This is a genomic window from Azonexus hydrophilus (assembly GCF_001956855.1).
Taxonomy (GTDB): domain Bacteria; phylum Pseudomonadota; class Gammaproteobacteria; order Burkholderiales; family Rhodocyclaceae; genus Azonexus; species Azonexus hydrophilus_A.
Window position 1 is genome coordinate 124,117 of sequence record NZ_MTHD01000002.1, and the last position, 23,605, is coordinate 147,721.

Consider the following 23,605-nt stretch of genomic DNA (forward strand, 5'->3'; position numbering starts at 1 on the left):
CGTAACCAATCTATCAAACCGGTTTATAATTCCATGCTAACTGTATGACTCAAAATGATTTACACCGATTTCAGCAGGGCTGAAGCCGGTTGAGGAAAAAGCCGATGGCCAAACGAAACGACCCCAGTCCGATGCCGGACAAGATCGGCAGCCTGTTGCAGGAGTCACGCTGGCTTGGCGTTGGCGCCCTGGCCCTGTTCCTGATCATGGCGCTGTGGGGATTCCAGCGCAGCGATCCGGGCTGGTCGCATGCGGTCGGCGCCAGCAGCACGCAGAACCCGGCCGGTCGTGCTGGCGCCTGGGTTGCCGACCTGATGCTCTATGTTTTCGGCATCTCCGCCTGGTGGTGGGTGGTGCTGCTCGGGATGATCGTCTGGTGGGGCTTCCGCCAACTGCACGCCAATACCGGACGGGTTGCCCACTCGCCGTATCTGGCGCTGCCCGGCTTCATCGTCCTGCTGCTTGCCAGTTGTGCGCTGGAGGCGCTGCGCTTCCACACGATGACGGCGCAGTTGCCGCTGGCGCCGGGCGGCATGCTCGGGCTGGAAGTCAGCCGCTGGCTTGCCGATACCCTGGGCTTCACCGGCGCGACGCTGTTCCTGCTGGCGCTGATGGCCGCTGCCTGGAGCGCGTTTTCCGGGATGTCCTGGCTGTGGGCCTTCGAAAAACTCGGCCTGCTGCTGGAAGCGTTGACCGGCTTCGTCTACGGCCGCATCGACGCCTGGCGCGATCGCCAGATCGGCAAGGAAGTTGCGCAGCAGCGGGAAGTCGTCGTCGAGGAAGAAAAGCGCCGCGTCGAACTGCATGAGCCGATCTACATCGAGCCCGCGGCGCCGGTCGAAGTGCCGGTATCGAAGAAGGCCGAGAAGCGCGTCGAGCGCGAAAAGCAGGCGATGCTGTTCCCCGAGGCGATCGTCGGCGGCACATTGCCGCCGCTGCACCTGCTCGACCCGGCGCCGCCGGCGACCGAGACGGTCAGTCCGGAAACGCTGGAATACACGTCGCGCCTGATCGAGCGCAAGCTCGCCGACTTCGGCGTCCAGGTCAAGGTGCTGGCGGCGATGCCGGGGCCGGTGATCACCCGCTATGAAATCGAGCCGGCGGTCGGCGTCAAGGGCGCCCAGATCGTCAACCTGGCGCGCGACCTGGCGCGCGCGCTGGCGATGGTGTCGATCCGCGTCGTCGAGACGGTGCCGGGCAAGTCGTGCATGGCGCTCGAACTGCCGAACCCGAAGCGGCAGATGGTCAAGCTCTCCGAAATCATCTCCAGCAAGCCGTACAACGACATGAGCAGTCCGCTGACGGTGTGCCTGGGCAAGGACATCGGCGGCCTGCCGGTGGTCGCCGACCTGGCCAAGACGCCACACCTGCTGGTCGCCGGCACCACCGGTTCGGGCAAGTCGGTTGGCGTCAACGCGATGATCCTGTCGATGCTGTACAAGTCCGAGCCGGAAAATGTCCGTTTGATCATGGTCGACCCCAAGATGCTCGAACTGTCGATCTACGAGGGCATTCCGCACCTGCTGGCGCCGGTCGTCACCGACATGAAGCAGGCGGCCAACGCGCTGCACTGGTGCGTCACCGAGATGGAAAAGCGCTACAAGCTGATGTCGGCGATGGGCGTGCGCAACATCGCCGGTCTCAATACCAAGATCAAGGATGCCGAGAAGCGCGGCGAACACATTCCCAATCCGCTGTCGCTGACGCCGGAAGCCCCGGAGCCGCTGAAGACGATGCCGTTCATCGTCGTCATCATCGACGAACTGGCCGACCTGATGATGGTCGTCGGCAAGAAGGTCGAGGAGCAGATAGCCCGTCTGGCGCAAAAGGCGCGTGCTTCCGGCATCCACCTGGTGCTGGCGACGCAACGCCCGTCGGTCGATGTGATCACCGGCCTGATCAAGGCCAACATCCCGACCCGCCTGTCCTTCCAGGTGTCGAGCAAGATCGACTCGCGCACCATCCTCGACCAGATGGGCGCCGAAGCGCTGCTCGGTCAGGGCGACATGCTCTACCTTGCACCCGGCACCGGCTACCCGACCCGTGTCCACGGCGCCTTCGTCTCCGATGATGAAGTGCATCGCGTTGTCGAGCATCTGAAAACCACCGGCGCGCCGGAGTATGTCGAGGATATCCTCAGCGGCGCCGGCGGTGATGACGATGGCGGCGGTGAAGCCGGCGAGGGCGGCGCGGCCGATGCCGAGAGCGATCCGCTCTACGATCAGGCCGTCGACATCGTGCTGAAGAACCAGCGCGCGTCAATCTCGCTGGTCCAGCGCCATCTGCGCATTGGCTACAACCGCTCGGCCCGCCTCATCGAAGCCATGGAAAACGCCGGCCTGGTATCGGCGATGGACGGTCGCGGTGGCCGCGAAGTGCTGATGAAGAAGCCGGCTGCCGAATGATGCCTGATCACGTTGAACCGGCTCGGATCCGCTTACACATTGAAACAGCGCCGGTGTTCGCACTGGCGTAAGCTGCGCTCATGAAAATCGCTCAAAAACTCCTGTCGACCGCAATATTCGCTGCCCTGCCGTTGTTCGCCCACGCCGGTGCCATCGATCAGCTACGCGGCTTCCTCAACGAAACGCGCAGCTACAAGGCTGATTTCGAACAGGCCGTGGTTTCGCGCAACGGCCGCAAACCGCAGGAATCGTCGGGCACGCTGGCGATCCTGCGGCCAGGGAAACTGCGTTGGGAAATCCTCAAGCCCTATCCGCAACTGGTCGTCGGTGACGGCGAAAAAATCTGGATTCACGATCCGGAATTGCAGCAGGTCACCGTGCGCAAGGCCGGGCAGGCCATCGGTGGCTCACCGGCGGCCTTGCTTGCCGGCAGCAACGAACTGGAAAAGAACTTCACGCTGCGGGAAGCCGGCGATGCGGAAGGCTTGGCCTGGGTCGAAGCCATCCCGAAAAGCCCCGACAGCGGATTCGAGAAGGTCCGCATCGGCATGGCCGGCAAGGACATGAAGGCCATGGAACTGTTCGACAACTTCGGCCAGACGACCCACATCCGGCTGTTGCGCAACGAGCGCAATCCGACGCTGCCGGCGACGCTGTTCCGCTTCACGCCGCCGGCCGGGGCCGATGTGATCGGCGAATGAGTACCCTCAGCAGATTGGTCGGGTAGCGTTCAGCTGCTGCCCAGCGTCAGCATCAGTTCGCCTTGCGCATTGTGCGGCTTGCTGCGGCTGGAGCGCCGGCGCTGGTAGCTGCCTTGGCTGTTCATGTCCCAGCCTTGCTGGTTGTCGGCGAGGTAGAACTTGAGGCCTTCGGTGATGACGCGCTTCTTCAGTTTCGGATCGAGGACCGGGAAGGCAAGTTCGATGCGCTTGAAGAAATTGCGGTCCATCCAGTCGGCGGACGAGAGATAGACGTTTTCCTTGCCGCCTGCGTAGAAGTACATGATGCGGTGGTGTTCAAGGAAGCGGCCGATGATCGAGCGGACGCGGATCTTTTCGGACAGCCCGGGAACGCCGGGACGCAGCATGCACACGCCACGGACGATCAAATTGATGTCGACGCCGGCCTGCGAGGCTTCATACAGAGCATTGATGACTTCCGGTTCGACCAGTGAATTCATCTTGCCGACGATGCGTGCCTTCTGGCCGGCACGGGCGGCTTCGGCCTCGGCCTGGATCGCCGCGACGACATTGGGTTGCAGCGTGAAGGGCGCCTGCCACAGGTGCTTCAGCGTGCGCGCCTTGCCGAGTCCGGTCAATTGCTTGAAAACCTCGGAAACGTCATGGGTGATTTCCTCGTTGGCGGTCATCAGGCCGAAGTCGGAATACATGCGGGCGGTGCGCGGGTGGTAGTTGCCGGTGCCGAGATGGGCGTAGCGCTTCAGGCCGCCTTCTTCGCGGCGGACGATGAGCAGGGCCTTGGCGTGCGTCTTGTAGCCGACGACACCGTAGACGACATGGGCGCCGACTTCTTCGAGTTTGGTCGCCCAGACGATGTTGGCTTCCTCGTCGAAACGCGCCATCAGTTCGACGACGACGGTGACTTCCTTGCCGCTTTGCGCAGCACGCAGCAGCGACTGCATCAGCACCGAGTCGGTGCCGGTGCGATAGACGGTCATCTTGATGGCGACGACGCTGGGATCGGTCGCGGCTTGGTTGAGCAACTCGATCACCGGCGCGAACGACTGGTAGGGGTGATGCAGCAGGATGTCGCCCTTGCGGATGCTGTCGAAAATGTTGGCGCCCTTGGGCAGGCCTTTCGGTGTGCCGGGGACGAAGGGGCGGAATTTCATGTCCGGGCGGTCCACCCAGTCCGGCACCTGCATCAGGCGCACCAGGTTGACCGGCCCATGCACACGGTACAGGTCGGCAGCCTGCAGGCCGAATTGCGAGAGCAGGAATTCGGTGATGGCTGGTGAGCAGTTGTCGGCGACTTCGAGGCGCACGGCATTGCCGAAATGGCGCTGCGGCAGTTCGCCCTGCAGCTTGGTGCGCAGGTTGGTGACTTCTTCCTCATCGACGAACAGGTCGGAGTTGCGCGTGGCGCGGAACTGGTAGCAGCCGAGCACGGTCATGCCGGTGAACAGTTCGTTGACGAACTCGTGCAGGATCGACGACAGGAAAACGAAGCCGTATTCGACGCCGGCCAGTTCCTCGGGCAGCCGGATGACGCGCGGCAGCACGCGCGGTGCCTGGACGATGGCGATGTTCGAGCTGCGGCCGAAGGCGTCCTTGCCTTCCAGTTCGACGGCGAAATTCAGGCTCTTGTTGAGCACGCGCGGGAAGGGGTGCGAGGGATCGAGTCCGATCGGCGTCAGCACCGGCACCATCTCGCGGATGAAATAGTTGCGGATCCACTCGCGCTGGGCTTCGTTCCAGGTCGACCGGCGCAGGAAGCGGATGCCGCGCTCGGCGAGTGCCGGCAGGATCACGTCGTTCAGGTGCAGGTACTGTTCGGTGACGATGGCGTGGGCTTCGGCAGAAACGAGACGGAAAGTTTCCTGCGCCGTCTTGCCGTCGATGGTGGCGACCGAAGCCTGGGCGCGAATCTGTTCCTTGAGGCCGGAGACGCGGATTTCGAAGAATTCGTCCATGTTGCTGGAGACGATGCACAGGAAGCGCAGGCGTTCCAGCAGCGGCATCCGCTCGTCTTCCGCCTGGGCCAGCACGCGCCGGTTGAAAGCCAGCAGGCCGAGTTCGCGGTTCAGGTAGTTTTCCGTCGGAAAACGATGGGTCATGGTGTGAATTGGCATCGTGCAGGATCCGGAAGCAGTTTCTCAAGTATAGGCCTCAAGCTGCTCATTTTGTTGCACTCGTGTTACGGCTTGATGACCGACTGGTGGTGGTTTCAGCGCATCTCGCGGGCCAGGCGGAGGGCGTCGGCTTCGAGGACCATGGTGTCGGTGCCGATGCACGAGGTCATCTCGATTTCCTCGACTTGCGGGAGTGTGGCCGGATCGAGTTCATCCTTCTTCGCGTGACCGTCCCGCTGGGCTTTCCAGCAGGCAATCATGATCTCGTTTTCGTTCAGCCCGGTTTCCATGCCCGGCGGCAGTTCGGCGCCCAGTTCGAGCAACGTGCGCACGACTTCGGTTCGCTTGCCGCGTACGGCCATGCTCAGCGGTGAAGTCGGCTGGCTGTTGTCGTCCACGTTGATGCGGGCACCGCGTTGGGCCAGTTCGCGCACGATGTCGGCGAAGCCCATGAAGCAGGCGATGCCCATCGGCAGGCCGGGGTCGCCATTGCCGTCGTCCAGTTCCACCGGGGCGCCGGCGTCGAGCGCAGCGCGCACGGCAGCCAGCTGGCCTGCGCGGATGGCTTTGATCAGCGTGATTTGTGAGGACATTATGGTTTTCTCCTGGGCGGGTGAGGGCGCATGGTAATCCCGGTGTGCCTGCCTGTCTGTCAAGCAATGTAAGCCATTGTAGTGCTTCGCGCCGACGCAATGAATGCCAATAATACGACCTTGGTGCTACCCGGCGAATGGTCTAAAGGGTATCCTGTCGGCTGTCTTGTAGTAACAGGTTTCCGCGCAATGAAAATACTCCTGGTCGACGACTCGCGGGCGATAGCGATGGTCACGACCGCCCGTCTCGAGTCCTACGGACACGAAGTGCGCCACGCGATCAACGGTCAGACGGCCATCGATCTTTTCCAGAGCGATCATTTCGACCTGATCCTGATGGATATCGAGATGCCCGGCATGAACGGCTTCGAAACCACAACCCGGATCCGCGCGCAGGAAGGGCATGAGCCGTGGGCGTGGACCCCGATCATCTTCGTCACGGCGACCGACAGTGATACCAATCTGGTGACCGCCATCGAGGCCGGTGGCGATGATTTCATTTCCAAGAGTTCGCCGGAAAGCGTGCTGCAGGCGAAGATGAAGGCAATGACCCGGATTGCGGCCTTGCGTGCGCGCCTGGCCCAGGCCAACGGCAAGTTGCAGGACCAGGCCAATCGCGACGGTCTGACCGGCCTGCTCAATCGCCGGGCGATGGATTTGCGGGTGGATTCGCTGTGGGAAGAGGCGGTCCGTCTCGGCAAGCCGTTCAGCCTGCTGATGATCGATGTCGACAACTTCAAGAAATACAACGATCACTACGGCCATCAGGCCGGGGATGAGTGTCTGTGCGCGGTTGCCGCATGCATCGAGCGGGTGGCGGTGCAGGCCAACGAAGACCAGATGGCCCCCGGCGTATTTGCCGCCCGCTACGGTGGCGAGGAATTTTCGCTGGTCATTCCCGATGCTGCGGCCGGCGTCCATGTCGGTATTGCGATGGCAGTGGTGGAGGCCATTGCCGCGCTGGCGATCGAACACACATCGAACGAAGCCTGGGGGGTGGTCACGGTATCCGTTGGCGCGGCCTGCGTCACGCCGGCGAATGGATTGGTCAAGCAGGTATTCCGCCTGGCCGACGAACTGCTTTACCAGGCCAAGGATGCCGGGCGCAATCGCCACGAATCCAACTGAAATTGCCGGGCGGCCTCAGTCCTGGCGGAAGGTCGCCAGCGGCGCGTGGCCGGTTGCCAGGTAGGTTTCGCAGCGCGAGATGAATTCGCTGGTGCTCTTGGGCATCGGCGTCCGGGCGCGGGTGATGTAGAAGATCAGGTCGCGTCCCTGGCGGATCAGTTGCAGGCCCTCGGCCGAATCGTGCCGGATGCATTCATCCGCCGCCGGTACCGGGTGTGGCGTCAGGTTGGCAAGGCGTTCGCCGGCCGTGACCATGATCGACCAGACGTCGAAGATGTCCGGGTCGGTACGCAGCGTTTCGGTCTTGATCTTGGCCGCATTGGCGAGATCGACGATGGCCGATTCAACGCCCTGGAATGCCGGCAACTGGGCCAGATTGATGATCAGGCACTTGGCGATGCGGTCGATGTCGCGCATCGTCTGGCCGATCTTGATGTAGCGGCTCTCGTAGAAATCCTCGAGCGGAATCGAGAAGGCACGGAAAGGTTCGCCCCAGAGTTCGTCGATGCCTTCCTCGCCGCTGCGGTGCAGCACGTTGCGGCCCAGTTCCATGGCTTCGAGCAGGCAGCGGCCGCATTCACGCATCAACGGGTTGTCGCTGAGGATTTCAATGCCGCAGGCCTGTAGTTCGACCAGTTTGCGGAAGATGTCGGCGGCGCGGTTGAACAGCGCGCCGGCGAGCATCGCACCCTTGACCCGGCGACGGGAAGTATCGGTTTCAGCTTCGAAGGAACTGCGGGCCTCGGCCAGGCGCGTGCCGGGAATGTTCAGGCCATGTTCGGTATGGTTGAACAGGCGGCGCGTCAGCGCATCGATCAGACGTTTCTTGGCTTCCAGCGTGTCGGCCGGAACCTTGTACACCTTGATCCAGTAGCCGTCGTAGAAAACGCGCTCTTCCCCACCGATGATGCGGCGGCTGCCTTCCTCGGGAAATTCGTCCTGGTTTGGCACGCGATCGATTTTGAGAACGTTGATCATAGACGCCGAAGTATTACAAAAGGCAGAGTCGGATACAAGCAAAAACACGTAGCCGGTTTAACCGCCAGGAAACATATTTTTACCTTTTCGCCGTGGGCATGGGAAAACCCGCCAGCTATGATCGTTTCTGACCCTTCCGGAGATTCACGATGAAATCACTACCTGTCCTGCTCTTTTCCTTGACCCTGATGGCGGCTTCCGTGCAGGCGGCAACGACCGTCGACCTGGCTGCCGAGGCCTCGCGACCAGCGGTGAACGACCAGGTGCGAGCCGTGGTTTACAGCGAAGGCCAGGGCAGCAACCCGGCCGAGATTGCCCGCCGGGTCAATCAGGAAATCGCCGGCGCGCTGCAACTGATCCGCGGCAAGGCCGGCGTGTCGGTGAAGAGCGGCAACCAGTCGACCTACCCGGTTTATGGACGCGACCAGAAGATCGAAAGCTGGCGCATGCGCAGTGAGCTGGTGCTCGAATCGCGCGATCTCGGTGCCGTTTCCGATCTGCTCGGCGAACTGCAGCAGCGCCGCCTGGCGGTTGGTAACGTCAGCCAGATGCCGTCGCCGGAAACCCGTCGTCAGGTCGAAGACGAGGCAACGCGGGATGCGATCAAGGCGTTCCAGGAACGTGCGGCAGTGATCGCCGGGGCGCTGGGCAAGCGGTGGACGATCAAGCAGTTGTCGGTCTCGCAGCAGGGCGGCGCGATGCCGATGCCGATCTATCGCAGCGCCAAGGTGATGATGGCCGAAGCCGCGCCGGCGCCGCTGGAAGCCGGTGAAAGCCTGCTGACGACGACGGTCAGCGGCCAGATCGAACTGGCCGACTGAGTCTCAGTGGCGCGAGAACAGATCGCGCAACTTGCATAGCGACGTGGTGATGTCGAAACGCGGATCGGGCAGGGCTTCACCGGCAAGGATGCGGGTGATCGCCAGGCTCGGGTCGCTTTCTCCGGTCAACAGCACGTCGCAGCCCCTTTTCCGCATGTGCCGGATGAAACCATCGCCGGCACTGGCGCAGACGGCAATGGCGATGCCGTCGAGCGGGTGCGGCCGGTTGTCCTCGAATACATGCAGGACTTCGTCCTTGTCCAGGTCGACGCGTAGCGGCGGTGGCAGCAACTGGCTCGAACGGTGTTCCGTCAGGTCGTAGATCAGCCAGTGCCGGCACTGGCCGGCATGGCCGCTGACCGCGGTGAAATCCTTGGTGGCGATGGCGATTTTCATGGTTGTCGTAAACCGGACAGTGATTTTGCTGCTGTGCAAGTTTCGCGCCCGGTTGTGCCGATCAATCCTGACGTAGCGCGGCCCGCACCGATTCGGCCAGCGGCGTGGTCGGCCGGCCGATCAACTGGCTCAACTGGTGGCTGTCGTCGAACAAGCCGCCTTGTGCCGCACCGGTATCGGATTCGGCAAGCAGTGTCGCCACCGCATCGGGCAGGCCGGCGCCGACCAGTACGGCCTGGTAATCGGCGGCCGGCAGATCGCGATAAATGATGGGGCGGTCGATCTGCGTCGCGATTTCACCGGCCAGTTCGCTCAGCGTGTAGGCGGTGTCGCCGGCCAGTTCGTAGATCCGGCCTGCCTGGTTGTCAGCGGTCAGGACGGCTGCGGCGGCTTCGGCATAGTCGGTGCGTGCCGCCGATGCGATGCGGCCGTTGCCGGCGCTGCCGAGTACGGCGCCATGCGCCAGCACGGCGGCGATGCCGGCCAGGTAGTTTTCGCTGTACCAGCCATTGCGCAGGATGGCGACCGGCAGCCCGGAAGCTTGCAGCGCCGCTTCGGTTGCCTTGTGTTCGGCGGCCAGCGGCAACGGCGAGGTGTCGGCGTGCAGCAGGCTGGTGTAGGCGAGCAGGGCGACGCCGGCCTGACGGGCGGCAGCGATGACGGCCTGGTGCTGGGGCAGGCGGCGGCCGACTTCGCTCGACGAAATCAACAGTACCTTGTCGCCGGGAGCGAAACTTTTTGCCAGGGTTTCCGGACGGTCGTAATCGGCTTCCCGGATGGCGATGCCACGTGCTGCCAGTGCACCCGCCTTGTCCGGGTTGCGCACTGCAGCGGCAATTTCGCTGGCGGGCACGCGCTTGAGCAGGTGCTCGATGACCAGTTGGCCGAGTTGGCCGGTGGCGCCGGTGATGACGATCATGGGAATTCCTTTCTTTATTTCGTGACGGGGAAGCGGCAGAATAGCGACTAAGCTAACTAATAGTAAGTACGCACGGAAAGGTAAGTGCCGAATGAACGATCGGATCGCAGCCACACCACCCGCCACGCTGGCCGAATTGCTACGGCGCGGCAACGTGTTTGCCGAACAATGCCCGTCGCGCGAAGTGCTCAAGCATGTGACCAGCCGCTGGGGCGTGTTGCTGCTGGTGGCCTTGCTCGCTGGTACGCAGCGCTTCAGCGATCTGCGGCGCAAGGTCGGCGGCATCAGCGAGAAGATGCTGGCGCAGACGCTGCAATGGCTGGAAGCGGATGGTTTCGTCGCCCGCATTGCCCACCCGGTGGTGCCGCCGCACGTCGAGTACAGCCTGACCCCGCTGGGCATCGAGGTTGCAGGCAAGGTCGAGGTGCTGGCCGACTGGATCGAATTCAACCTGCCGGCGATCATGGCGGCGCGCGCTGCCAGGGAGAGCGGGCCGGATTAGGCGGGGCTGATGCTCACCGCCACATCGCGCGGGCCGGCGAAGTAGGGCGCGCTGGTGACCAGGATGGCGGCCCCGGCGCGAGCGTAATCGGCGGCGTTGGCGGCATTGACTCCGCCGGCAGCGGCAATGCGCGTACCGGGAATTTGCTGTTTGATGCGGTCGACCGCAGCAATTGGCCATTTTTCCAGTTGCAGGATGTTGGCGCCGGCCCAGGCTAGCGCCTCGGCCTCGTCGCCGACTTCGACGACGATGGCGCGTTCCGGCCAGCGACGGCGCAGGCGGGCGAGCGTCGCTGCTGGCGTTTCGGCGAGGAAGGCGCGATGTTCGGCGAAGACCAGCAGTGTTTCCGACAGGCTCAGCCGGTGCGGACTGGCGCCGCCAGTGAGCACGGCCTTGACCGTCGCCGCCTTGGTGCCGGGGAAGTTCTTGCGCGTGCACACGACGGCGCAGTCCGGGTTGCCCGCGTGGGCGGCGGCGACGATGTCGGCGGTGGTCGTGGCGATGCCGGACAGGTATTCCATCAAGGTCTGCGCGGTTTTCCAGACGATATGAAGCGCGGCCGCTTCGCCGGTCAGGGACAGGATCGTTTCACCCGGCTGCAGCTTCGTGCCGCTGGCGGCAAACGGGCCGGTCGGCACGAGGCCGCGCAGTTCGCCCAGGCGCCGGGCTTCCTCGCTGCCGCAGACGACCATGGCAAAACGGGCGCGAAAATCGAGTCGACCGCAACATTCGCCGATATCGAGTGCGAAAGTCGTCGCATCGCCGGCCGGGGCATCTTCACCGAGCAGGCGTTCGAGTTCGTGGTCAGGCAGGGTATAGGGGCTCATCGGCTCATTCCATCAGGGCGACGGACTTGACCTGGACCTTGACCGGCAGGCCCGGTGCGATGCCGAGCTGGGCTGCCGAACGGCGGGTCAGGCGGGCGACCAGCAGGCTTGCCCCGACTTGCACGCGGACCAGCAGCAGGCCGGGGTGATCGTCGGCGGCGACGCTTTCGACGCAGCCATCGAGACAGTTCTGGATGCTGCTCATGCCTGGTTCGTCCAGCGCCAGGCTGACGTCGCGGGCGAGTACGCGGACCCGGACGCGTTTGCCGACCGGCACCGCATGGTCGCGCGTCCACAAGCTGCCACCGGCGAAATCGACGCGCGCCAGATGCCATTCGGCATCGATCTCGCCGACCGTTGCATCGAGTACGACGCCGACATCCTCGCCGAGCCTGATCGGCAGGTCGAGGCGGGCCAGCGTTTCGCCGAGCGGGCCGGCAGCGACGGCGCGGCCGCCGTCCATGGCAACGATATGGTCGGCCAGCCGGGCGACTTCGTCCGGCGAATGGCTGACATAGATGACCGGAATGTCGAGTTCGTCGTGCAGGCGTTCCAGGTAGGGCAGGATTTCCTGCTTGCGCTTCAAGTCGAGCGCCGCCAGCGGTTCGTCCATCAGCAGGATTTCCGGGCCGACGGCCAGCGCCCGGGCGATGCCGACGCGCTGACGTTCGCCGCCGGACAGCGTATCCGGCTTGCGTTCCAGCAGGTGGCCAATGCCGAGCAGTTCGATGGCCGCATCGAGGCCGACGCGCCCGGCGCCGTCGCTGCGTTTCTGGCCGTAACGCAAATTGCCGAGAATCGACAGGTGCGGGAACAGGCTGGCTTCCTGGAAGACGTAGCCGATCGGCCGGCGATGCGTTGGCAGCCAGTTTTTTTCGTCCTGCCAGATTTTGCCCTTGAACACGAGTCGACCGCAGGACGCCCTTTCCAGGCCGGCAATGCAGCGCAGCAGCGAGGTCTTGCCCGAGCCGGAATGGCCGAACAGCGCGGTGACGCCGCGGCCGGGCAGGTTCAGGTCGACATCCAGTGTGAAACCGGGCCAGTCGAGTTTGAAGCGGGCTTGAATGTTCTCCATGTCAGGCCGCCTTTCGGGCCGGGCTGCGCCGGGTGTACATCGCCAGCAGCACGGTAAACGAGAAGACCAGCATCACCGCCGCCAGCCGGTGCGCATCGGCGTATTCCATTGCCTCGACGTGGTCGTAGATCTGCACCGAAGCAACGCGGGTGACGCCGGGGATGTTGCCGCCGATCATCAACACGACACCGAATTCGCCGACGGTGTGGGCAAAGGTCAGGATGCCGGCAGTGATGAAGCCCGGCCTGGCCAGCGGCAAAACCACTGAAAAAAAGGTGTCGACCGGAGAAGCGCGCAAGGTCGCGGCAACTTCCAGCGGCCGCTCGCCGATGCCCTCGAAGGCATTCTGCAGCGGTTGCACCATGAACGGCAGCGAATAGAACACCGATGCAATGACCAGACCCCAGAAGGTAAACGGCAGCGTGCCCAGGCCGAGCGACTGCGTCAGCTGGCCGAACGGGCCATTCGGCCCCATCGCCAGCAGCAGGTAGAAACCGAGCACCGACGGCGGCAACACCAGCGGCAGCGCGACAACGGCACCGACCGGCCCCTTCCACCAGGCGCGGCTGCGCGCCAGCCACCAGGCAATGGGGGTGCCGATCAGCAGCAGGATCAGCGTCGTGATCCCGGCCAGGCGGATGGTCAGCCAGATGGCTTGCAGGTCGGAGTCGGTCAGCAGCATGGTATTCGGCGGTGGGGGATATCAGCGCAGATCGTAACCGAAAGACCTGATCACGGCCCTGGCCTTGTCGCCCTTCAGGTAGGCGAGCAGGGCAGTGGCGGCGGCGTTGTCCTTGCCTTTGGCGAGAATGGCGGCATCCTGGTAGATCGGCTCATGGAATTCGCCGGGAACGATCCAGGCCGAACCGCCGTTCAGCTTGCCATCCTTGAATACCTGCGACAGTGCGACGAAGCCGAGGTCGGCGTTGCCGGTATGGACGAACTGCAGCGTCTGCGAGATGTTCTCGCCCTGGACGAACTTGGGCTGCACGGCATCCAGCAGGTTCAGCTTCTTCAGTGTTTCGACGGCGGCTGCGCCGTAGGGCGCGGTTTTCGGGTTGGCGATGGAGACCTTGTTGAAGTTGCCGCCCTTCAGCACGTCACCTTTGGCATCGACGAAATCGGCTTTGGCCGACCACAGCACCAGCTTGCCGACCGCGTAAGTGAAGCGGCTGCCGGGCACGGCATGGCCTTCCTTTTCCAGCCTGGCCGGCGTCGTGTCGTCGGCGGCGAGGAAGACTTCGAATGGCGCGCCATTGACGATCTGGGCGTAGAACTTGCCGGTGGCGCCGAAGGAGAGCACGGCCTTGTGGCCGGTGTCCCTGGCGAAATCGGCGGCGATCTGCTGCATCGGCGCGGTGAAGTTGGCAGCGACGGCAACCTGGACTTCGCCGGCGTGCAGGCCGGCGGCGGTGAGCAGCGTGACGAACAGGGCGGACAGGCGTTTCATGGGGGCTTCTCCTTGGCAGTTGGGTTTCAGGCGTACTTGCAAAGAATGACGGACGAGGCCTTGAACACGGCGCAGGCCTGTTCGCCGACGACCAGGCCGAGTTTCTCGACGCTGTCGTGGGTGACGACGGCGCAGACCGACTTGCCCGTCTTCATCGCCAGCGTCACTTCGGAATTGACCGGCCCTTCGTGGATGCGGGTGATCTCGCCCCACAGGTGGTTGCGCGCCGTGGTCTTCACCGCCGGGTCGTTGAGCAGCAACACCGACGACGATTTGACCAGCGCGTTGATCTCCATGCCGATCGTCAGGCCGAGATTTTCGGCCGATTCGCCGGTGATCACGGCGACCAGTTCATTTTCTTCATCGAGTTTGATGCGCACCTCGAAATCGACATCCCCCTCGCGCAGACCGACGATCTTGCCGGCGAACTGGTTGCGCGCGCTGGTCTTCATCGACATGCGCTTCAACAACTGGCTGAACTGCTGGAAATCGCTGGCCTGACCGTCGTTCATGCTCGCCGTCAGACGGTCGAGTGCTGCCTGATATTCGGCTTCCAGCGCGCGGTAGAGGGCAATCACCTTGCGTCCGTAATCGGTCAGCAGCGTGCCGCCACCGTGCTTGCCGCCGGTCGAGCGCAGTACCAGCGGTTGCTCGGCCAGGTTGTTCATTGCATCGACAGCGTCCCAGGCGGCCTTGTACGACAGCGGTACGGCTTTTGCTGCCTGCGAGATCGAGCCATGCTGATCGATGGCTTCAAGCAGGCGGATGCGCGTGTCGCCAAGGAAAGCGCCGAGTGGGCCATCGAATTCGAGCTTGCTGCGCAGGCGGGGAAGGGCTTGGTTCATGGTGTTATGTCGATGGTTATATAACGAAGGCGAGTTTATCGAAAATTATCTGCAGCGCTATGGTTGTGTCTGTATAAGCATGCTGGTTACATTGGCAGCGACCGGCGATGATTCGTTAGTTCTTTTTGTATATAGCGAAAATTGGGCCAGCCGGATCGACCAACCAGGAGAAAGTCATGAATGTCAGCGCACGCAATGTTTTCAAAGGAAAAATTTCCGCTCTCACCGACGGCACGGTCAATGCCGAAGTCGAGCTGACCTTGGCGGGGGGCGACAGGATTGTCGCAATCGTGACAGAGGGGAGTGTCCAGTCGCTCGGTCTGGCCGTCGGCAAGGAGGCGGTCGCCTACGTCAAGGCGCCGTGGGTCATGCTGCTGTCTGGGGCGCCCGATGTGCATTTCTCGGCGCGCAACCAGTTGTCCGGTACGGTCAGCGCGCTGACCAGAGGCGCGGTGAATACCGAAGTCGCCATCATGCTGGCTGGCGGTACGGTGGTGCATTCGGTGGTGACCAACGAAGCGGTGCTCGAACTCGGGCTCAAGGTCGGCGAGCCGGCAACGGCGCTGATCAAGGCCAGTCACGTCATCCTCAGTATTCCCGCCTGAGTTTGCCAAGGGTTTGCCGCCGCGCTCAGCGCGGCATGTCCGGAGAGATCGCATAGAAGCCTCTGTTGGCCTGGCAGGTGCCGGGGTGGGTTTTGCGCAATACCAGCCAGCGGCCATCGCGCAGGCGCCAGGCGGTCATTTCTTCGCTCAAGGTCACCGTCTCGTAGAACTCCTCGTCGTCATCGCTGACCAGTCGGGTCAGGGCGAAACGGTGGGTGATGAAACAAGGTTGCTCATCCTCGTCGTAACCGACCGAGCGCTCGGCTGAAATTTCGTATTCGCGGTAATGCCGGAAATGCAGCGGCGGGTCGACGGCGTCGGCCCAGTCGGCGGGTAGCTGGTCGCGCCAGCGTATTTCCGCCTCGGTGGAAGAACTGTGCTGGTCGCACCTGGCCCGGCTCCGGGTGTCATGTCTGGTTGGTGTGTTCATGTTGGAAATATAGTTGTGTATATATCGGTTGGAATTCCTTCAGCAAGACCAGTGCCAGCGATGGAGGAATGTATTTGCTCGTATTGACAGCGGTCTTGTGTCGGATTTGCTACGATATGTTGTCGACTATATAACGAATGTCGGCATTGCGACCAGGCTTGCAACAAACGGGCTCAGCGGCCTAGGCGGGCGTACCAGTCATCCAGTGCCTGCGCTTCCGGCGGTAGTTCGCAGGCCATGCCACCGGTGAAGTGGCGCCAGGCGGGCAGGTGTTTTTCCTGGACGATGGTCAGGACCGGGATGGCGCAACTCATGAAGTCGAGCATTTCCCCGGCAAAGCCGTCGCCTTCGGCTTCCATGCCGGAAAAGCGGTTGAAGACGACCAGCTCGGCGCCGTCTTCGGCGATCCGGCGCATGACGCGGCTGGCGTCGGCGAGGGCGCCGGGATCGAGCGTGCAGGACGCCGACTGGCTGCCCAGCCGCTGCGAGATTGGATAGCTGTCGCCGGTTTCGATGTCCACCAGGCAGATGTTGCAACCGCTGGCCGTTGGCAGCATGTCCTGCAACAGGCCGGCAACGCGAACGCCGCGGGCGCGCAGGTCGGCGACGAAGGCACGTACCGGCAGGTCGGCATTGATGCCGGGGGGCGGAACCACGGCGGCAATCAGCAGCGGATCATCATCCAGATTTTGACTTGGGAGCGACATGCTGTGATTTTAGGCGCTTGTGGTGCTTCTGCACAAAGTTCGCTGTCCGCAGCCCGGCACTTTCTGTGATTTCTGCGGTCCACGGCCTTCCCCCGCGTAAAATACGCGCTTTGCTCGCCGGCCGTGCCGGAAAAAGGTTAGATAAACGCATGACGATTCAACAGAAAGTGCCGACCGTCGGCTTCGTAAGCCTGGGTTGCCCGAAGGCCGGTTCCGATGCCGAACTCATCCTCACCCGCCTGCGCGCCGAGGGTTACGAGATTTCCCCCAGCTACGACGATTCCGACCTGGTCATCGTCAACACCTGCGGCTTCATCGATGCCGCCGTCGAGGAATCGCTCGACGCCATCGGCGAGGCGCTCAACGAGAACGGCAAGGTCATCGTCACCGGCTGCCTCGGCGCCAAGGGCGACATCGTCCAGTCTACGCACCCGTCGGTGCTGGCCATTACCGGCCCGCACGCAATGGAAGAGGTGATGGGTCACGTGCACCAGCACCTGCCCAAGCCGCACGACCCGTATTCCGATCTGGTGCCGCCGCAAGGCATCCGCCTGACGCCGGATCACTATGCCTACCTGAAGATTTCCGAAGGCTGCAACCATAGCTGCACCTTCTGCATCATCCCGTCGCTGCGCGGCCCGCTGGTTTCGCGCCCGGTCGGCGATGTGCTCGCTGAAGCCGAGAACCTGGCCCGTGCCGGCGTCAAGGAAATCCTCGTCATCTCCCAGGACACCAGCGCCTACGGCGTCGATGTCAAATACCGCACGCAATTCTGGGGCGGCAAGCCGGTCAAGACCCGGCTGCGCGAGCTGTGCGAGGCACTGGCCTCGTTCGGCATCTGGGTCCGCCTGCATTATGTTTACCCGTACCCGTCCGTCGACGACGTCATCCCGCTGATGGCCGAGGGCAAGATCCTGCCTTACCTCGACGTGCCGTTCCAGCACGCCAGCCCGAAGATCCTGAAAGCGATGAAGCGCCCGGCCTCAGCCGAGAACACGCTGGAACGCATCGCCAAGTGGCGCGAGATCTGTCCGGAAATCGTCATCCGCTCGACCTTCATCACCGGCTTCCCGGGTGAGACCGACGAGGATTTCGACCAGCTGATCCAGTTCCTCGAAGACGCCAAGCTCGACCGCGTCGGCTGCTTCGCCTACTCGCCGGTCGAAGGCGCGACGGCCAACGAGATTCCCGGCCTGCCGCCGGAAAGCGTGCGCGAAGACCGCCGTAGCTGGCTGATGCGCGTCCAGGAAGACATCTCCGCCGACAAGCTGGCCGCCAAGATCGACACGGTGATCGAAGTGCTGGTCGACGAAGTGGACGAAGAAGGCACGATCGCCCGCTCCAAGGCCGACGCGCCGGAAATCGACGGCGTGGTTTACCTCGACGGCCATTTCGACGCCCAGCCGGGCGATTTCCTCAAGGTCCGCGTCATCGACGCCGACCACCATGACCTCTACGCCGAAGTTGTCTGATACGCTGGCCGCGCGGCTGGTTGAAGCGGTCGGCGCGGCCAACGTCCTCGTCGATGCGGCCGACACCGCGCCCTTCCTGACCGACTGGCGCGGCCGTTATCGCGGTGCGGCGCAGTGCGTCGTCCGTCCCGGCAATGCCGGAGAAGTCGCCGCCGTCGTCCGCGCCTGCATCGAAGCCGGCGTGGCGATCGTGCCGCAGGGCGGCAACACCAGCCTGTGCGGCGCGGCGACGCCGGATGAGACGGGCCGGGCAGTGGTCGTCAGCCTTGGCCGGATGAACCGCATTCTTGCGGTCGACCGGCAAAACAACACGATTTCCGTCGAAGCCGGCTGCACGCTGGCCGCCGTGCAGGATGCGGCGCGCGCCGTCGACCGGCTGTTCCCGCTGGCGCTGGCGTCCGAAGGGACGTGCCAGATCGGCGGCAACCTGTCGACCAACGCCGGCGGCGTCCAGGTGCTGCGCTACGGTAACACGCGCGAACTGACGCTCGGCCTGCAGGTCGTGCTGCCCAGCGGAGAACTCTGGGACGGCCTGCGCGGCCTGCGCAAGGACAACACTGGCTACGACCTGAAGCACCTGTTCATCGGCGCCGAAGGCACGCTCGGCATCATCACCGCCGCCGTGTTGAAGCTGTATCCGTTGCCGAAAACGCAGACCACCTGCTGGCTCAACATCGCCTCGCCGGCTGTTGCGGTCGACCTGCTGAATCAGGCAAAAAGCACTTTCGATGCGCAATTGACCGCCTTTGAGCTGGTGTCGGAAGCCTCATTGGCCCTGGTGCTGCAGCACATCCCCGGCGCCACCCGGCCGGCGGCGGCCAGCCCGTGGTACGTGCTGGCCGAGTTTTCCGACGCCGATCCGGCGGCGGTCGAAGGCTGGCTGGGCGAGCAGATGGCAGCCGGTGCCGTCGCCGATGGCGTGATCGCTGCCAGCGAAGCGCAGGCAAAAAAACTGTGGGCGCTGCGCGAGAACATTTCCGAAGCGCAGAAGATTGAAGGCGTCAGCATCAAGCACGACATCGCCGTGCCGGTGTCGCGCATTCCCGATTTCCTGAGCACCGCCGATGCGGAGTTGGCAGCGGCTTTTCCCGGCATCCGCGTGGTTGCCTTCGGCCATGTCGGCGACGGCAACCTGCACTACAACCTGTCAAAGCCCGGTGCCCAGGACAACGCGGTTTTCCTCGCCAGCCAGGCCGAGGTCAACCGCATCGTCCACGACACCGTGCACGCGCTGAACGGCTCGATTTCCGCCGAACACGGCATCGGCCAGTTGAAGCGCGAGGAAATCCTGCGCTACAAGTCGGCCACGGAAATCGCCCTGATGCAGACGATCAGGCAGGCACTCGATCCACGCGGGCTGATGAATCCCGGGAAACTGCCTGGGCCAGGCTGAGATCGTCCTCGCGCTGCAGTTCGTCACGGATCACCCGCAGCAGCAGGCTGTCCAGCGTATAGAAACCGGTTTCGCAGCGTGCCAGCTGCTCCATCGCAAATGCCGCACCGGTACCGAAGGCTTCGCGCCGGATCGAATCGTGGATCAGCCGCACCGTCTGGTACGGAAAGCCGAAAATCACCTCATGCCGGCCGACGATGCCGCCCAGGCGCAGTGATGTGATGTGATCGTCATCGACATCCAGCACCTCGGCGATGCGCTGGGCGGTGCCGGATATTTCGGGCTTGTCGCGGAAATGCTGCTCGACGATCTCGACATCGGCAAACGGCGCAATGTGACGCAGGATCTTCGACGACAGCAGCAGGAAATTGATGCCCAGCGTGATGTTGGGCGACGACAGCACGCGGATGTCGCGCCCGAGATCGTGGATGTAGGCCAGCGTTTCTTCCGGGTAACCGGAAATCGCGGTGACCAGCATGATGCCGCGCTGGCGGACGGCTTCGCCATACAGATGGATGGCCGCGGCGTTGGAGAAATCGATGATGCCGTCTACCGGATGAGCGTCCAGCCAGGCCGGGAAGCTTGCACTGTCGAGCTTGACCACCGGGATGTCGGTGTCGGCCGGTGCGTCGGATTGCCGGGCGATCCAGCACAGTTCGTAGCGCGGGTCTTCACGCAGTACGCCGGCAACCGCCTGGCCGGCCTTGCCGTAACCAATGAGTCCGATCTTGATCATAAATACCCTCTCTCTTGCAGTTTGATAATCGTTTGTCGATATTCACCTCGATGGATCGACGAAAAATCCGGGGCGCCGGAATGTTGCCAATCCGGCCGATCTATTGTTTTTTTGTGTGTGCCGGGCGCCTGTCTGGCAGCCTCTGCGGGCACAGTGACGACGAGTGGGGAAAAAAATGGGGGGAATGTCCCCCCAGTGAAATGTCCTCGTCGAAAAGGAATGGGGCTATCACCTAAGTTACAACTCCATTGCCAAGCAATATAATTGAGCCTCGTAAATCGTGCAACACTATTTCAACCGGAACTGAATATTGAAACCGCATAACGCGCAGTCGGACCAGACCGTACTGGATGTACTGCAACAATTTCGCCTGATCTACGGCTCGATGCGCCGGCATTTCAGGCTCGTTGAAGAACGCTGCGGCATGTCCGGATCGCAGATGTGGGTGCTCCAGGAAGTGCAGCGTTCACCGGAGATCGGCATCGGCGAACTGGCTTCCCGCATGGGGATTCACCAGTCCACCTGCAGTTTGCTGGTGGACAAGCTGGTCGCCCTGGGTTGCCTCGACAAACGGAAAAAACAGAGCGATCAGCGCCGCGTCGGCCTGTGTCTCGCCGACCGTGGTCGCGAAGCGCTGGCCGCCTTGCCGGGACCGGCCGAGGGCATCCTGCCGGAGGCCTTGTCGGCTGTACCGCTCGCCGTCCTGAAAACCTTGCATATCAATCTTGATGAACTGCTCAGGCATCTGCCGGGCAAGGACGATAAATTTGCCAGCATGCCGCTCGCCGACATGCTGAAACAGCCTGAAGGGGAATAACTTGTCACTGCACAACCTGTCGTTGGGCCTGTTCGCAGCACTGATGCTGGCGGCCTGTGCCGGTACGCCGGCGCCGAAAGACGAAGCTGTTTCAACTGAAGCGGTAGCCGCAAGGAAACCGGCAACGCCGGAGCCGGTCGTCGGCGAGGACAAACTGATTGCTGCGGTCGACGTCGAAAACAGCGTGTTTTTCCCGTCATCCGGCACGGCAGTCGATGCCGATGGCCGGCGTCGACTGCTCGAACATGCGGCCAGGCTCAAAGCCAATCCGGATCTGGTAGTGACGCTCGTCGGCCATACCGACAACCTGGGCAGCCCGTCCTACAACCTCGCCATTGCCGAACAGCGGGTCAATGCCGTCTACGCCGTCCTGCGCAGCCAGGGCGTGCCGTTGATCCAGATCCGGCGCTACGGTGTCGGCAGCGAGCAGATGGGGCTGGGCTGCAAATCGGCCCAATGCCGCAGGAAAATGCGCCGGGTGCAACTGCACTACGGCGAATAGGCCGGGCCCGTCATCGCGGGGGCAGCGAAGCAATCCAGTTTCGCCGCCCCAATATCAGTGAATCGACCGGCCGGCGTAATCGTCGAACAGCGCCGCCACGTCTTCCGGGCTGAAGCGGTAATCGCGGTTGCAGATATCGTCGCGGATCAGGATCTCGCCATGTTCGGCGACGATGGTTTCGGCATCCTCGCGACCCAGGCTGCGGATCATGTCGCGCACCTTCTCCCAATCCTCGGGGCAGTGATAAACCACCGTCTGCGGATCGTAGATGCGGATGCCGCGGGCTTCGATTTCCTCATGGAACAGCCGGCCAAGCAGTGTTTCCGCATCAAGCTCCAGCAGTTCGGCCGGCTTCACCGTCGCCGCCAGCTGGGTAATGCGGTGCCAGCCATCCGGATCGTGCTGGTCCGCCTGCGGCAGCTTCTGCAGGAACAGGCACACCGCCGCGCGCGGGCTGGCCGTGGTGAACAGCCGCGACGGCTGCTGCTCCGACTGCTCCAGGTAATGCTCGAAAATCTGCGCGATGCTGTCGCCAACCATCGGCACATAGCTCTGATAAGGCTGACGCGCCGTCGGCAGATCCAGACTCATCAGCAACTGCCCGCCCTGGTGGGCGCCCAGCAGTTCCTGCACTGGCGCCGGCAGCACCACCGGGTTGCTGCGCGCCATGCCGCGCATCTGCAACGCCTCGTTGCAATCCATCACCAGCAACTGGATCGGCCCGTTGCCGCGCAACTGCAGCGTCAGCCGGCCGGGCTGCTTCAACTGGCCGGCAATCAGCGCCGTCACCGCCGCCGTCTCGCCAAGCAACTGCGCCACCGTCGGCTGGTAATCGCGACCGGCCTGCATCTGCTCCCAAGCATCGCCCAGATGAACGATGGCGCCGCGAATGTCCAGCCCCTCAAAAATGAAACGACGAATCGTGCTGGCGCTCATTTCAGTTTTTCCGCATAGGTTTCCGGCGCAAAGCCGACCAGCAGTTCCTTGCCGGTATCGAGCACCGGCCGCTTGATCAGCGCCGGATACTGCGCCATCAATTTCAGCGCTTTTGCCGCGTCGACCGCAGCACGCTCCTCATCCGTCAGCTTCTTCCACATCAGCCCGCGCCGGTTCAGCAGCACTTCCCAACCCGCCCGCGCCGCCCAGTCCGGCAGATTCGCCTCGGCCACACCGGCCTTCTTGTAATCGATGAATTCGTAAGCAACACCGTTTTCAGTCAGCCAGGTCATGGCTTTCTTCATGGTGTCGCAGTTCTTGATGCCATAGCACGATACTAAATATTGCTTATTTTCTAATTCTGTGTTATGCATTTTTGCTTTCTCTCTGCTGCTGGATTTTTTGGGGTTAGTCGTCGCGGTGGTTCTTGTAAGAGTCGTAAGTGAACGTCTCATTTTGATATATCGAAGTGTACTTGATAACAAGCTTCGCCCTGTTTATGGCGTGTTCCAGCACACTTGGTGTTGGTAGCTTGCTTGGATCAAATTCGAGAACAACTACGTCAATGCTTTGATTAGTAGCAAGTGCGCTCCCCTTTGCAAGATAGGCGCTATAGAGGATTTGAGGCGTGTTTTGCGGAAAAAGAATGCTGACAGCTTTAGCAATCGGCTCTGTGTTAACGCCTTCAATCTTCTTGTCATCAACAAAAACGCAGTAGCTATCGATAAGTGCTGGCCCAATTCCAATATTTGATAGCTGTATTTTGTAGCGATTTTTGGAAAAATCTTGCCAAGTATTGAGCAACGGCCTTACAGAAAGGCGGTTATGTTTGTAAGTGGCATATGCCTGCCAAGTAGCAGTAAAAAAAGCACATATAGCTATGATGGCGCTGGCGATTGCACCTATGCCTTCACACGAGTATCCCGAAAGTTCACAAGTCATAAATTAGATGTCCAGCACTTACCGATATTGACAGTGTTGATTATTGCATCGGGATAGGTTGGTATCCATATTTAATATCGTTACTCAGTTCTTGATGCCAAAGACGCGGATCGTGCCCATCTCTGTTCTCCGGTTCGTGTTTGGGGAAGGGCGCAATTATCCCAGCTTTTGCGCCGGGCTCACGTGGACAGGATGTTTTGGTGGAACAGGCGGAACTGAAACAGCCCTGCGTCGCATCGCAGGCTTTTACTTCTGAGAGTGGTTTATGCGGGACAAGTATTCACTGCTGGTCGATTTTTCCTGAAACCGACATG

General features: G+C 62.4%; 26 protein-coding genes. 10 read left to right on the top strand and 16 right to left on the bottom strand.

Annotation, left to right across the window (positions count from 1 at the left end; translation table 11 throughout):
- Positions 1-104 precede the first annotated feature (104 nt).
- On the top strand, positions 105-2,405 hold the full coding sequence (locus BJN45_RS05080) for a DNA translocase FtsK (protein ID WP_076092790.1): 2,301 nt from the start codon (positions 105-107) through the stop codon (positions 2,403-2,405).
- An 80-nt stretch (positions 2,406-2,485) separates the two neighbouring features.
- Positions 2,486-3,106, top strand: coding sequence for an outer membrane lipoprotein chaperone LolA (gene lolA, locus BJN45_RS05085; protein WP_076092792.1), 621 nt, complete (start codon positions 2,486-2,488; stop codon positions 3,104-3,106).
- A 29-nt stretch (positions 3,107-3,135) separates the two neighbouring features.
- Here lolA and ppk1 read toward each other — a convergent pair whose 3' ends face one another.
- Both ppk1 and BJN45_RS05095 read right to left on the bottom strand, forming a co-directional pair.
- Positions 3,136-5,217, bottom strand: coding sequence for a polyphosphate kinase 1 (gene ppk1 / locus BJN45_RS05090; protein WP_076092794.1), 2,082 nt, complete (start codon positions 5,215-5,217; stop codon positions 3,136-3,138).
- Between the two features lie 95 nt (positions 5,218-5,312).
- The gene (locus BJN45_RS05095; protein ID WP_076092796.1) at positions 5,313-5,810 is read right to left on the bottom strand and encodes an ankyrin repeat domain-containing protein; all 498 of its coding nucleotides are present in this window, start codon (positions 5,808-5,810) and stop codon (positions 5,313-5,315) included.
- 189 nt (positions 5,811-5,999) lie between these two features.
- On the opposite strand from BJN45_RS05095, the gene BJN45_RS05100 reads away from it, so the two are divergent.
- Positions 6,000-6,938, top strand: coding sequence for a GGDEF domain-containing response regulator (locus BJN45_RS05100; RefSeq protein WP_076092798.1), 939 nt, complete (start codon positions 6,000-6,002; stop codon positions 6,936-6,938).
- A gap of 15 nt (positions 6,939-6,953) precedes the next feature.
- On the opposite strand, the gene BJN45_RS05105 is transcribed toward BJN45_RS05100, so the two are convergent.
- Positions 6,954-7,916, bottom strand: a complete 963-nt coding sequence (locus BJN45_RS05105; protein WP_076092801.1) for a hypothetical protein — start codon at positions 7,914-7,916, stop codon at positions 6,954-6,956.
- A gap of 149 nt (positions 7,917-8,065) precedes the next feature.
- Between BJN45_RS05105 and BJN45_RS05110 the strand changes: the two genes are divergently transcribed.
- Positions 8,066-8,737: an SIMPL domain-containing protein gene (locus BJN45_RS05110; RefSeq protein ID WP_076092803.1), complete on the top strand. Its 672-nt coding sequence runs from the start codon at positions 8,066-8,068 to the stop codon at positions 8,735-8,737.
- 3 nt (positions 8,738-8,740) lie between these two features.
- On the opposite strand, the gene BJN45_RS05115 is transcribed toward BJN45_RS05110, so the two are convergent.
- Both BJN45_RS05115 and BJN45_RS05120 read right to left on the bottom strand, forming a co-directional pair.
- Complete coding sequence (locus BJN45_RS05115) at positions 8,741-9,133, bottom strand: NifB/NifX family molybdenum-iron cluster-binding protein (protein WP_076092805.1); 393 nt, start codon at positions 9,131-9,133, stop codon at positions 8,741-8,743.
- A gap of 61 nt (positions 9,134-9,194) precedes the next feature.
- A complete protein-coding gene (locus BJN45_RS05120) occupies positions 9,195-10,052 on the bottom strand; it encodes an SDR family oxidoreductase (RefSeq protein WP_076092807.1) in 858 nt (285 codons plus the stop codon).
- Between the two features lie 91 nt (positions 10,053-10,143).
- On the opposite strand from BJN45_RS05120, the gene BJN45_RS05125 reads away from it, so the two are divergent.
- Positions 10,144-10,554 (top strand): winged helix-turn-helix transcriptional regulator, encoded by a 411-nt coding sequence (locus BJN45_RS05125; protein WP_076092809.1) that lies wholly within the window; start codon positions 10,144-10,146, stop codon positions 10,552-10,554.
- On the opposite strand, the gene modD is transcribed toward BJN45_RS05125, so the two are convergent.
- From modD to BJN45_RS05150, 5 genes are read right to left on the bottom strand one after another with little or no spacing between them, the layout of a single operon-like run.
- Positions 10,551-11,381: a ModD protein gene (modD, locus tag BJN45_RS05130; RefSeq protein ID WP_076092811.1), complete on the bottom strand. Its 831-nt coding sequence runs from the start codon at positions 11,379-11,381 to the stop codon at positions 10,551-10,553. The genes BJN45_RS05125 and modD overlap by 4 nt on opposite strands.
- 4 nt (positions 11,382-11,385) lie before the next feature.
- The gene (gene modC, locus BJN45_RS05135; RefSeq protein WP_076092813.1) at positions 11,386-12,456 is read right to left on the bottom strand and encodes a molybdenum ABC transporter ATP-binding protein; all 1,071 of its coding nucleotides are present in this window, start codon (positions 12,454-12,456) and stop codon (positions 11,386-11,388) included.
- Position 12,457: 1 nt separating this feature from the next.
- Positions 12,458-13,138 carry a molybdate ABC transporter permease subunit gene (gene modB, locus BJN45_RS05140; RefSeq protein ID WP_076092815.1) on the bottom strand — a complete coding sequence of 227 codons (681 nt, stop codon included), beginning with the start codon at positions 13,136-13,138 and terminating at the stop codon, positions 12,458-12,460.
- A 21-nt stretch (positions 13,139-13,159) separates the two neighbouring features.
- Positions 13,160-13,906, bottom strand: a complete 747-nt coding sequence (gene modA / locus BJN45_RS05145; protein WP_076092817.1) for a molybdate ABC transporter substrate-binding protein — start codon at positions 13,904-13,906, stop codon at positions 13,160-13,162.
- Positions 13,907-13,932: 26 nt separating this feature from the next.
- A complete protein-coding gene (locus BJN45_RS05150) occupies positions 13,933-14,751 on the bottom strand; it encodes a TOBE domain-containing protein (RefSeq protein WP_076092819.1) in 819 nt (272 codons plus the stop codon).
- A gap of 176 nt (positions 14,752-14,927) precedes the next feature.
- On the opposite strand from BJN45_RS05150, the gene BJN45_RS05155 reads away from it, so the two are divergent.
- Entirely contained in the window at positions 14,928-15,356 is a 429-nt protein-coding gene (locus BJN45_RS05155; protein WP_076092821.1) for a TOBE domain-containing protein, read from the top strand.
- A gap of 25 nt (positions 15,357-15,381) precedes the next feature.
- On the opposite strand, the gene BJN45_RS05160 is transcribed toward BJN45_RS05155, so the two are convergent.
- Together BJN45_RS05160 and BJN45_RS05165 are read right to left on the bottom strand one after the other, a co-directional pair.
- Positions 15,382-15,786, bottom strand: a complete 405-nt coding sequence (locus BJN45_RS05160) for a hypothetical protein (protein ID WP_076092823.1) — start codon at positions 15,784-15,786, stop codon at positions 15,382-15,384.
- A 173-nt stretch (positions 15,787-15,959) separates the two neighbouring features.
- A complete protein-coding gene (locus BJN45_RS05165) occupies positions 15,960-16,493 on the bottom strand; it encodes a DUF2478 domain-containing protein (protein ID WP_083650865.1) in 534 nt (177 codons plus the stop codon).
- A gap of 149 nt (positions 16,494-16,642) precedes the next feature.
- On the opposite strand from BJN45_RS05165, the gene rimO reads away from it, so the two are divergent.
- Both rimO and BJN45_RS05175 read left to right on the top strand, forming a co-directional pair.
- Positions 16,643-17,965 (top strand): 30S ribosomal protein S12 methylthiotransferase RimO, encoded by a 1,323-nt coding sequence (gene rimO / locus BJN45_RS05170; protein ID WP_076092825.1) that lies wholly within the window; start codon positions 16,643-16,645, stop codon positions 17,963-17,965.
- Positions 17,940-19,358: an FAD-binding oxidoreductase gene (locus BJN45_RS05175; protein ID WP_170873030.1), complete on the top strand. Its 1,419-nt coding sequence runs from the start codon at positions 17,940-17,942 to the stop codon at positions 19,356-19,358. Before rimO ends, BJN45_RS05175 begins: the two co-directional genes overlap by 26 nt.
- Here BJN45_RS05175 and BJN45_RS05180 read toward each other — a convergent pair.
- On the bottom strand, positions 19,297-20,094 hold the full coding sequence (locus BJN45_RS05180) for a 4-hydroxy-tetrahydrodipicolinate reductase (protein ID WP_076092827.1): 798 nt from the start codon (positions 20,092-20,094) through the stop codon (positions 19,297-19,299). The genes BJN45_RS05175 and BJN45_RS05180 overlap by 62 nt on opposite strands.
- Before the next feature lie 310 nt (positions 20,095-20,404).
- Between BJN45_RS05180 and BJN45_RS05185 the strand changes: the two genes are divergently transcribed.
- Positions 20,405-20,911, top strand: a complete 507-nt coding sequence (locus tag BJN45_RS05185) for a MarR family winged helix-turn-helix transcriptional regulator (RefSeq protein WP_240494497.1) — start codon at positions 20,405-20,407, stop codon at positions 20,909-20,911.
- Between the two features lies 1 nt (position 20,912).
- Complete coding sequence (locus tag BJN45_RS05190; RefSeq protein ID WP_076092831.1) at positions 20,913-21,413, top strand: OmpA family protein; 501 nt, start codon at positions 20,913-20,915, stop codon at positions 21,411-21,413.
- Positions 21,414-21,467: 54 nt separating this feature from the next.
- On the opposite strand, the gene BJN45_RS05195 is transcribed toward BJN45_RS05190, so the two are convergent.
- From BJN45_RS05195 to BJN45_RS05205, 3 genes are all read right to left on the bottom strand, one after another.
- Positions 21,468-22,349: an Hsp33 family molecular chaperone HslO gene (locus BJN45_RS05195; RefSeq protein WP_076092833.1), complete on the bottom strand. Its 882-nt coding sequence runs from the start codon at positions 22,347-22,349 to the stop codon at positions 21,468-21,470.
- Entirely contained in the window at positions 22,346-22,642 is a 297-nt protein-coding gene (locus BJN45_RS05200) for an ArsC/Spx/MgsR family protein (protein ID WP_240494498.1), read from the bottom strand. Before BJN45_RS05200 ends, BJN45_RS05195 begins: the two co-directional genes overlap by 4 nt.
- Positions 22,643-22,757: 115 nt before the next feature.
- Complete coding sequence (locus tag BJN45_RS05205) at positions 22,758-23,291, bottom strand: hypothetical protein (RefSeq protein WP_139326291.1); 534 nt, start codon at positions 23,289-23,291, stop codon at positions 22,758-22,760.
- Positions 23,292-23,605 lie beyond the last annotated feature (314 nt).

Bases quoted from the DNA above. Each gene is read 5' to 3' on its own strand.
- BJN45_RS05100 (WP_076092798.1), top strand. From the start codon at position 6,000: ATGAAAATACTCCTGGTCGACGACTCGCGGGCGATAGCGATGGTCACG.
- BJN45_RS05125 (WP_076092809.1), top strand. From the start codon at position 10,144: ATGAACGATCGGATCGCAGCCACACCACCCGCCACGCTGGCCGAATTG.
- modD (WP_076092811.1), bottom strand. From the start codon at position 11,381: ATGAGCCCCTATACCCTGCCTGACCACGAACTCGAACGCCTGCTCGGT.
- BJN45_RS05155 (WP_076092821.1), top strand. From the start codon at position 14,928: ATGAATGTCAGCGCACGCAATGTTTTCAAAGGAAAAATTTCCGCTCTC.
- BJN45_RS05165 (WP_083650865.1), bottom strand. From the start codon at position 16,493: ATGTCGCTCCCAAGTCAAAATCTGGATGATGATCCGCTGCTGATTGCC.
- modA (WP_076092817.1), bottom strand. From the start codon at position 13,906: ATGAAACGCCTGTCCGCCCTGTTCGTCACGCTGCTCACCGCCGCCGGC.
- BJN45_RS05200 (WP_240494498.1), bottom strand. From the start codon at position 22,642: ATGACCTGGCTGACTGAAAACGGTGTTGCTTACGAATTCATCGATTAC.
- BJN45_RS05110 (WP_076092803.1), top strand. From the start codon at position 8,066: ATGAAATCACTACCTGTCCTGCTCTTTTCCTTGACCCTGATGGCGGCT.
- BJN45_RS05120 (WP_076092807.1), bottom strand. From the start codon at position 10,052: ATGATCGTCATCACCGGCGCCACCGGCCAACTCGGCCAACTGGTCATC.
- BJN45_RS05095 (WP_076092796.1), bottom strand. From the start codon at position 5,810: ATGTCCTCACAAATCACGCTGATCAAAGCCATCCGCGCAGGCCAGCTG.
- ppk1 (WP_076092794.1), bottom strand. From the start codon at position 5,217: ATGCCAATTCACACCATGACCCATCGTTTTCCGACGGAAAACTACCTG.
- modB (WP_076092815.1), bottom strand. From the start codon at position 13,138: ATGCTGCTGACCGACTCCGACCTGCAAGCCATCTGGCTGACCATCCGC.
- BJN45_RS05105 (WP_076092801.1), bottom strand. From the start codon at position 7,916: ATGATCAACGTTCTCAAAATCGATCGCGTGCCAAACCAGGACGAATTT.
- BJN45_RS05115 (WP_076092805.1), bottom strand. From the start codon at position 9,133: ATGAAAATCGCCATCGCCACCAAGGATTTCACCGCGGTCAGCGGCCAT.
- BJN45_RS05180 (WP_076092827.1), bottom strand. From the start codon at position 20,094: ATGATCAAGATCGGACTCATTGGTTACGGCAAGGCCGGCCAGGCGGTT.
- modC (WP_076092813.1), bottom strand. From the start codon at position 12,456: ATGGAGAACATTCAAGCCCGCTTCAAACTCGACTGGCCCGGTTTCACA.
- BJN45_RS05160 (WP_076092823.1), bottom strand. From the start codon at position 15,786: ATGAACACACCAACCAGACATGACACCCGGAGCCGGGCCAGGTGCGAC.
- BJN45_RS05150 (WP_076092819.1), bottom strand. From the start codon at position 14,751: ATGAACCAAGCCCTTCCCCGCCTGCGCAGCAAGCTCGAATTCGATGGC.
- BJN45_RS05080 (WP_076092790.1), top strand. From the start codon at position 105: ATGGCCAAACGAAACGACCCCAGTCCGATGCCGGACAAGATCGGCAGC.
- BJN45_RS05175 (WP_170873030.1), top strand. From the start codon at position 17,940: ATGACCTCTACGCCGAAGTTGTCTGATACGCTGGCCGCGCGGCTGGTT.
- BJN45_RS05195 (WP_076092833.1), bottom strand. From the start codon at position 22,349: ATGAGCGCCAGCACGATTCGTCGTTTCATTTTTGAGGGGCTGGACATT.
- lolA (WP_076092792.1), top strand. From the start codon at position 2,486: ATGAAAATCGCTCAAAAACTCCTGTCGACCGCAATATTCGCTGCCCTG.
- BJN45_RS05205 (WP_139326291.1), bottom strand. From the start codon at position 23,291: ATGACTTGTGAACTTTCGGGATACTCGTGTGAAGGCATAGGTGCAATC.
- rimO (WP_076092825.1), top strand. From the start codon at position 16,643: ATGACGATTCAACAGAAAGTGCCGACCGTCGGCTTCGTAAGCCTGGGT.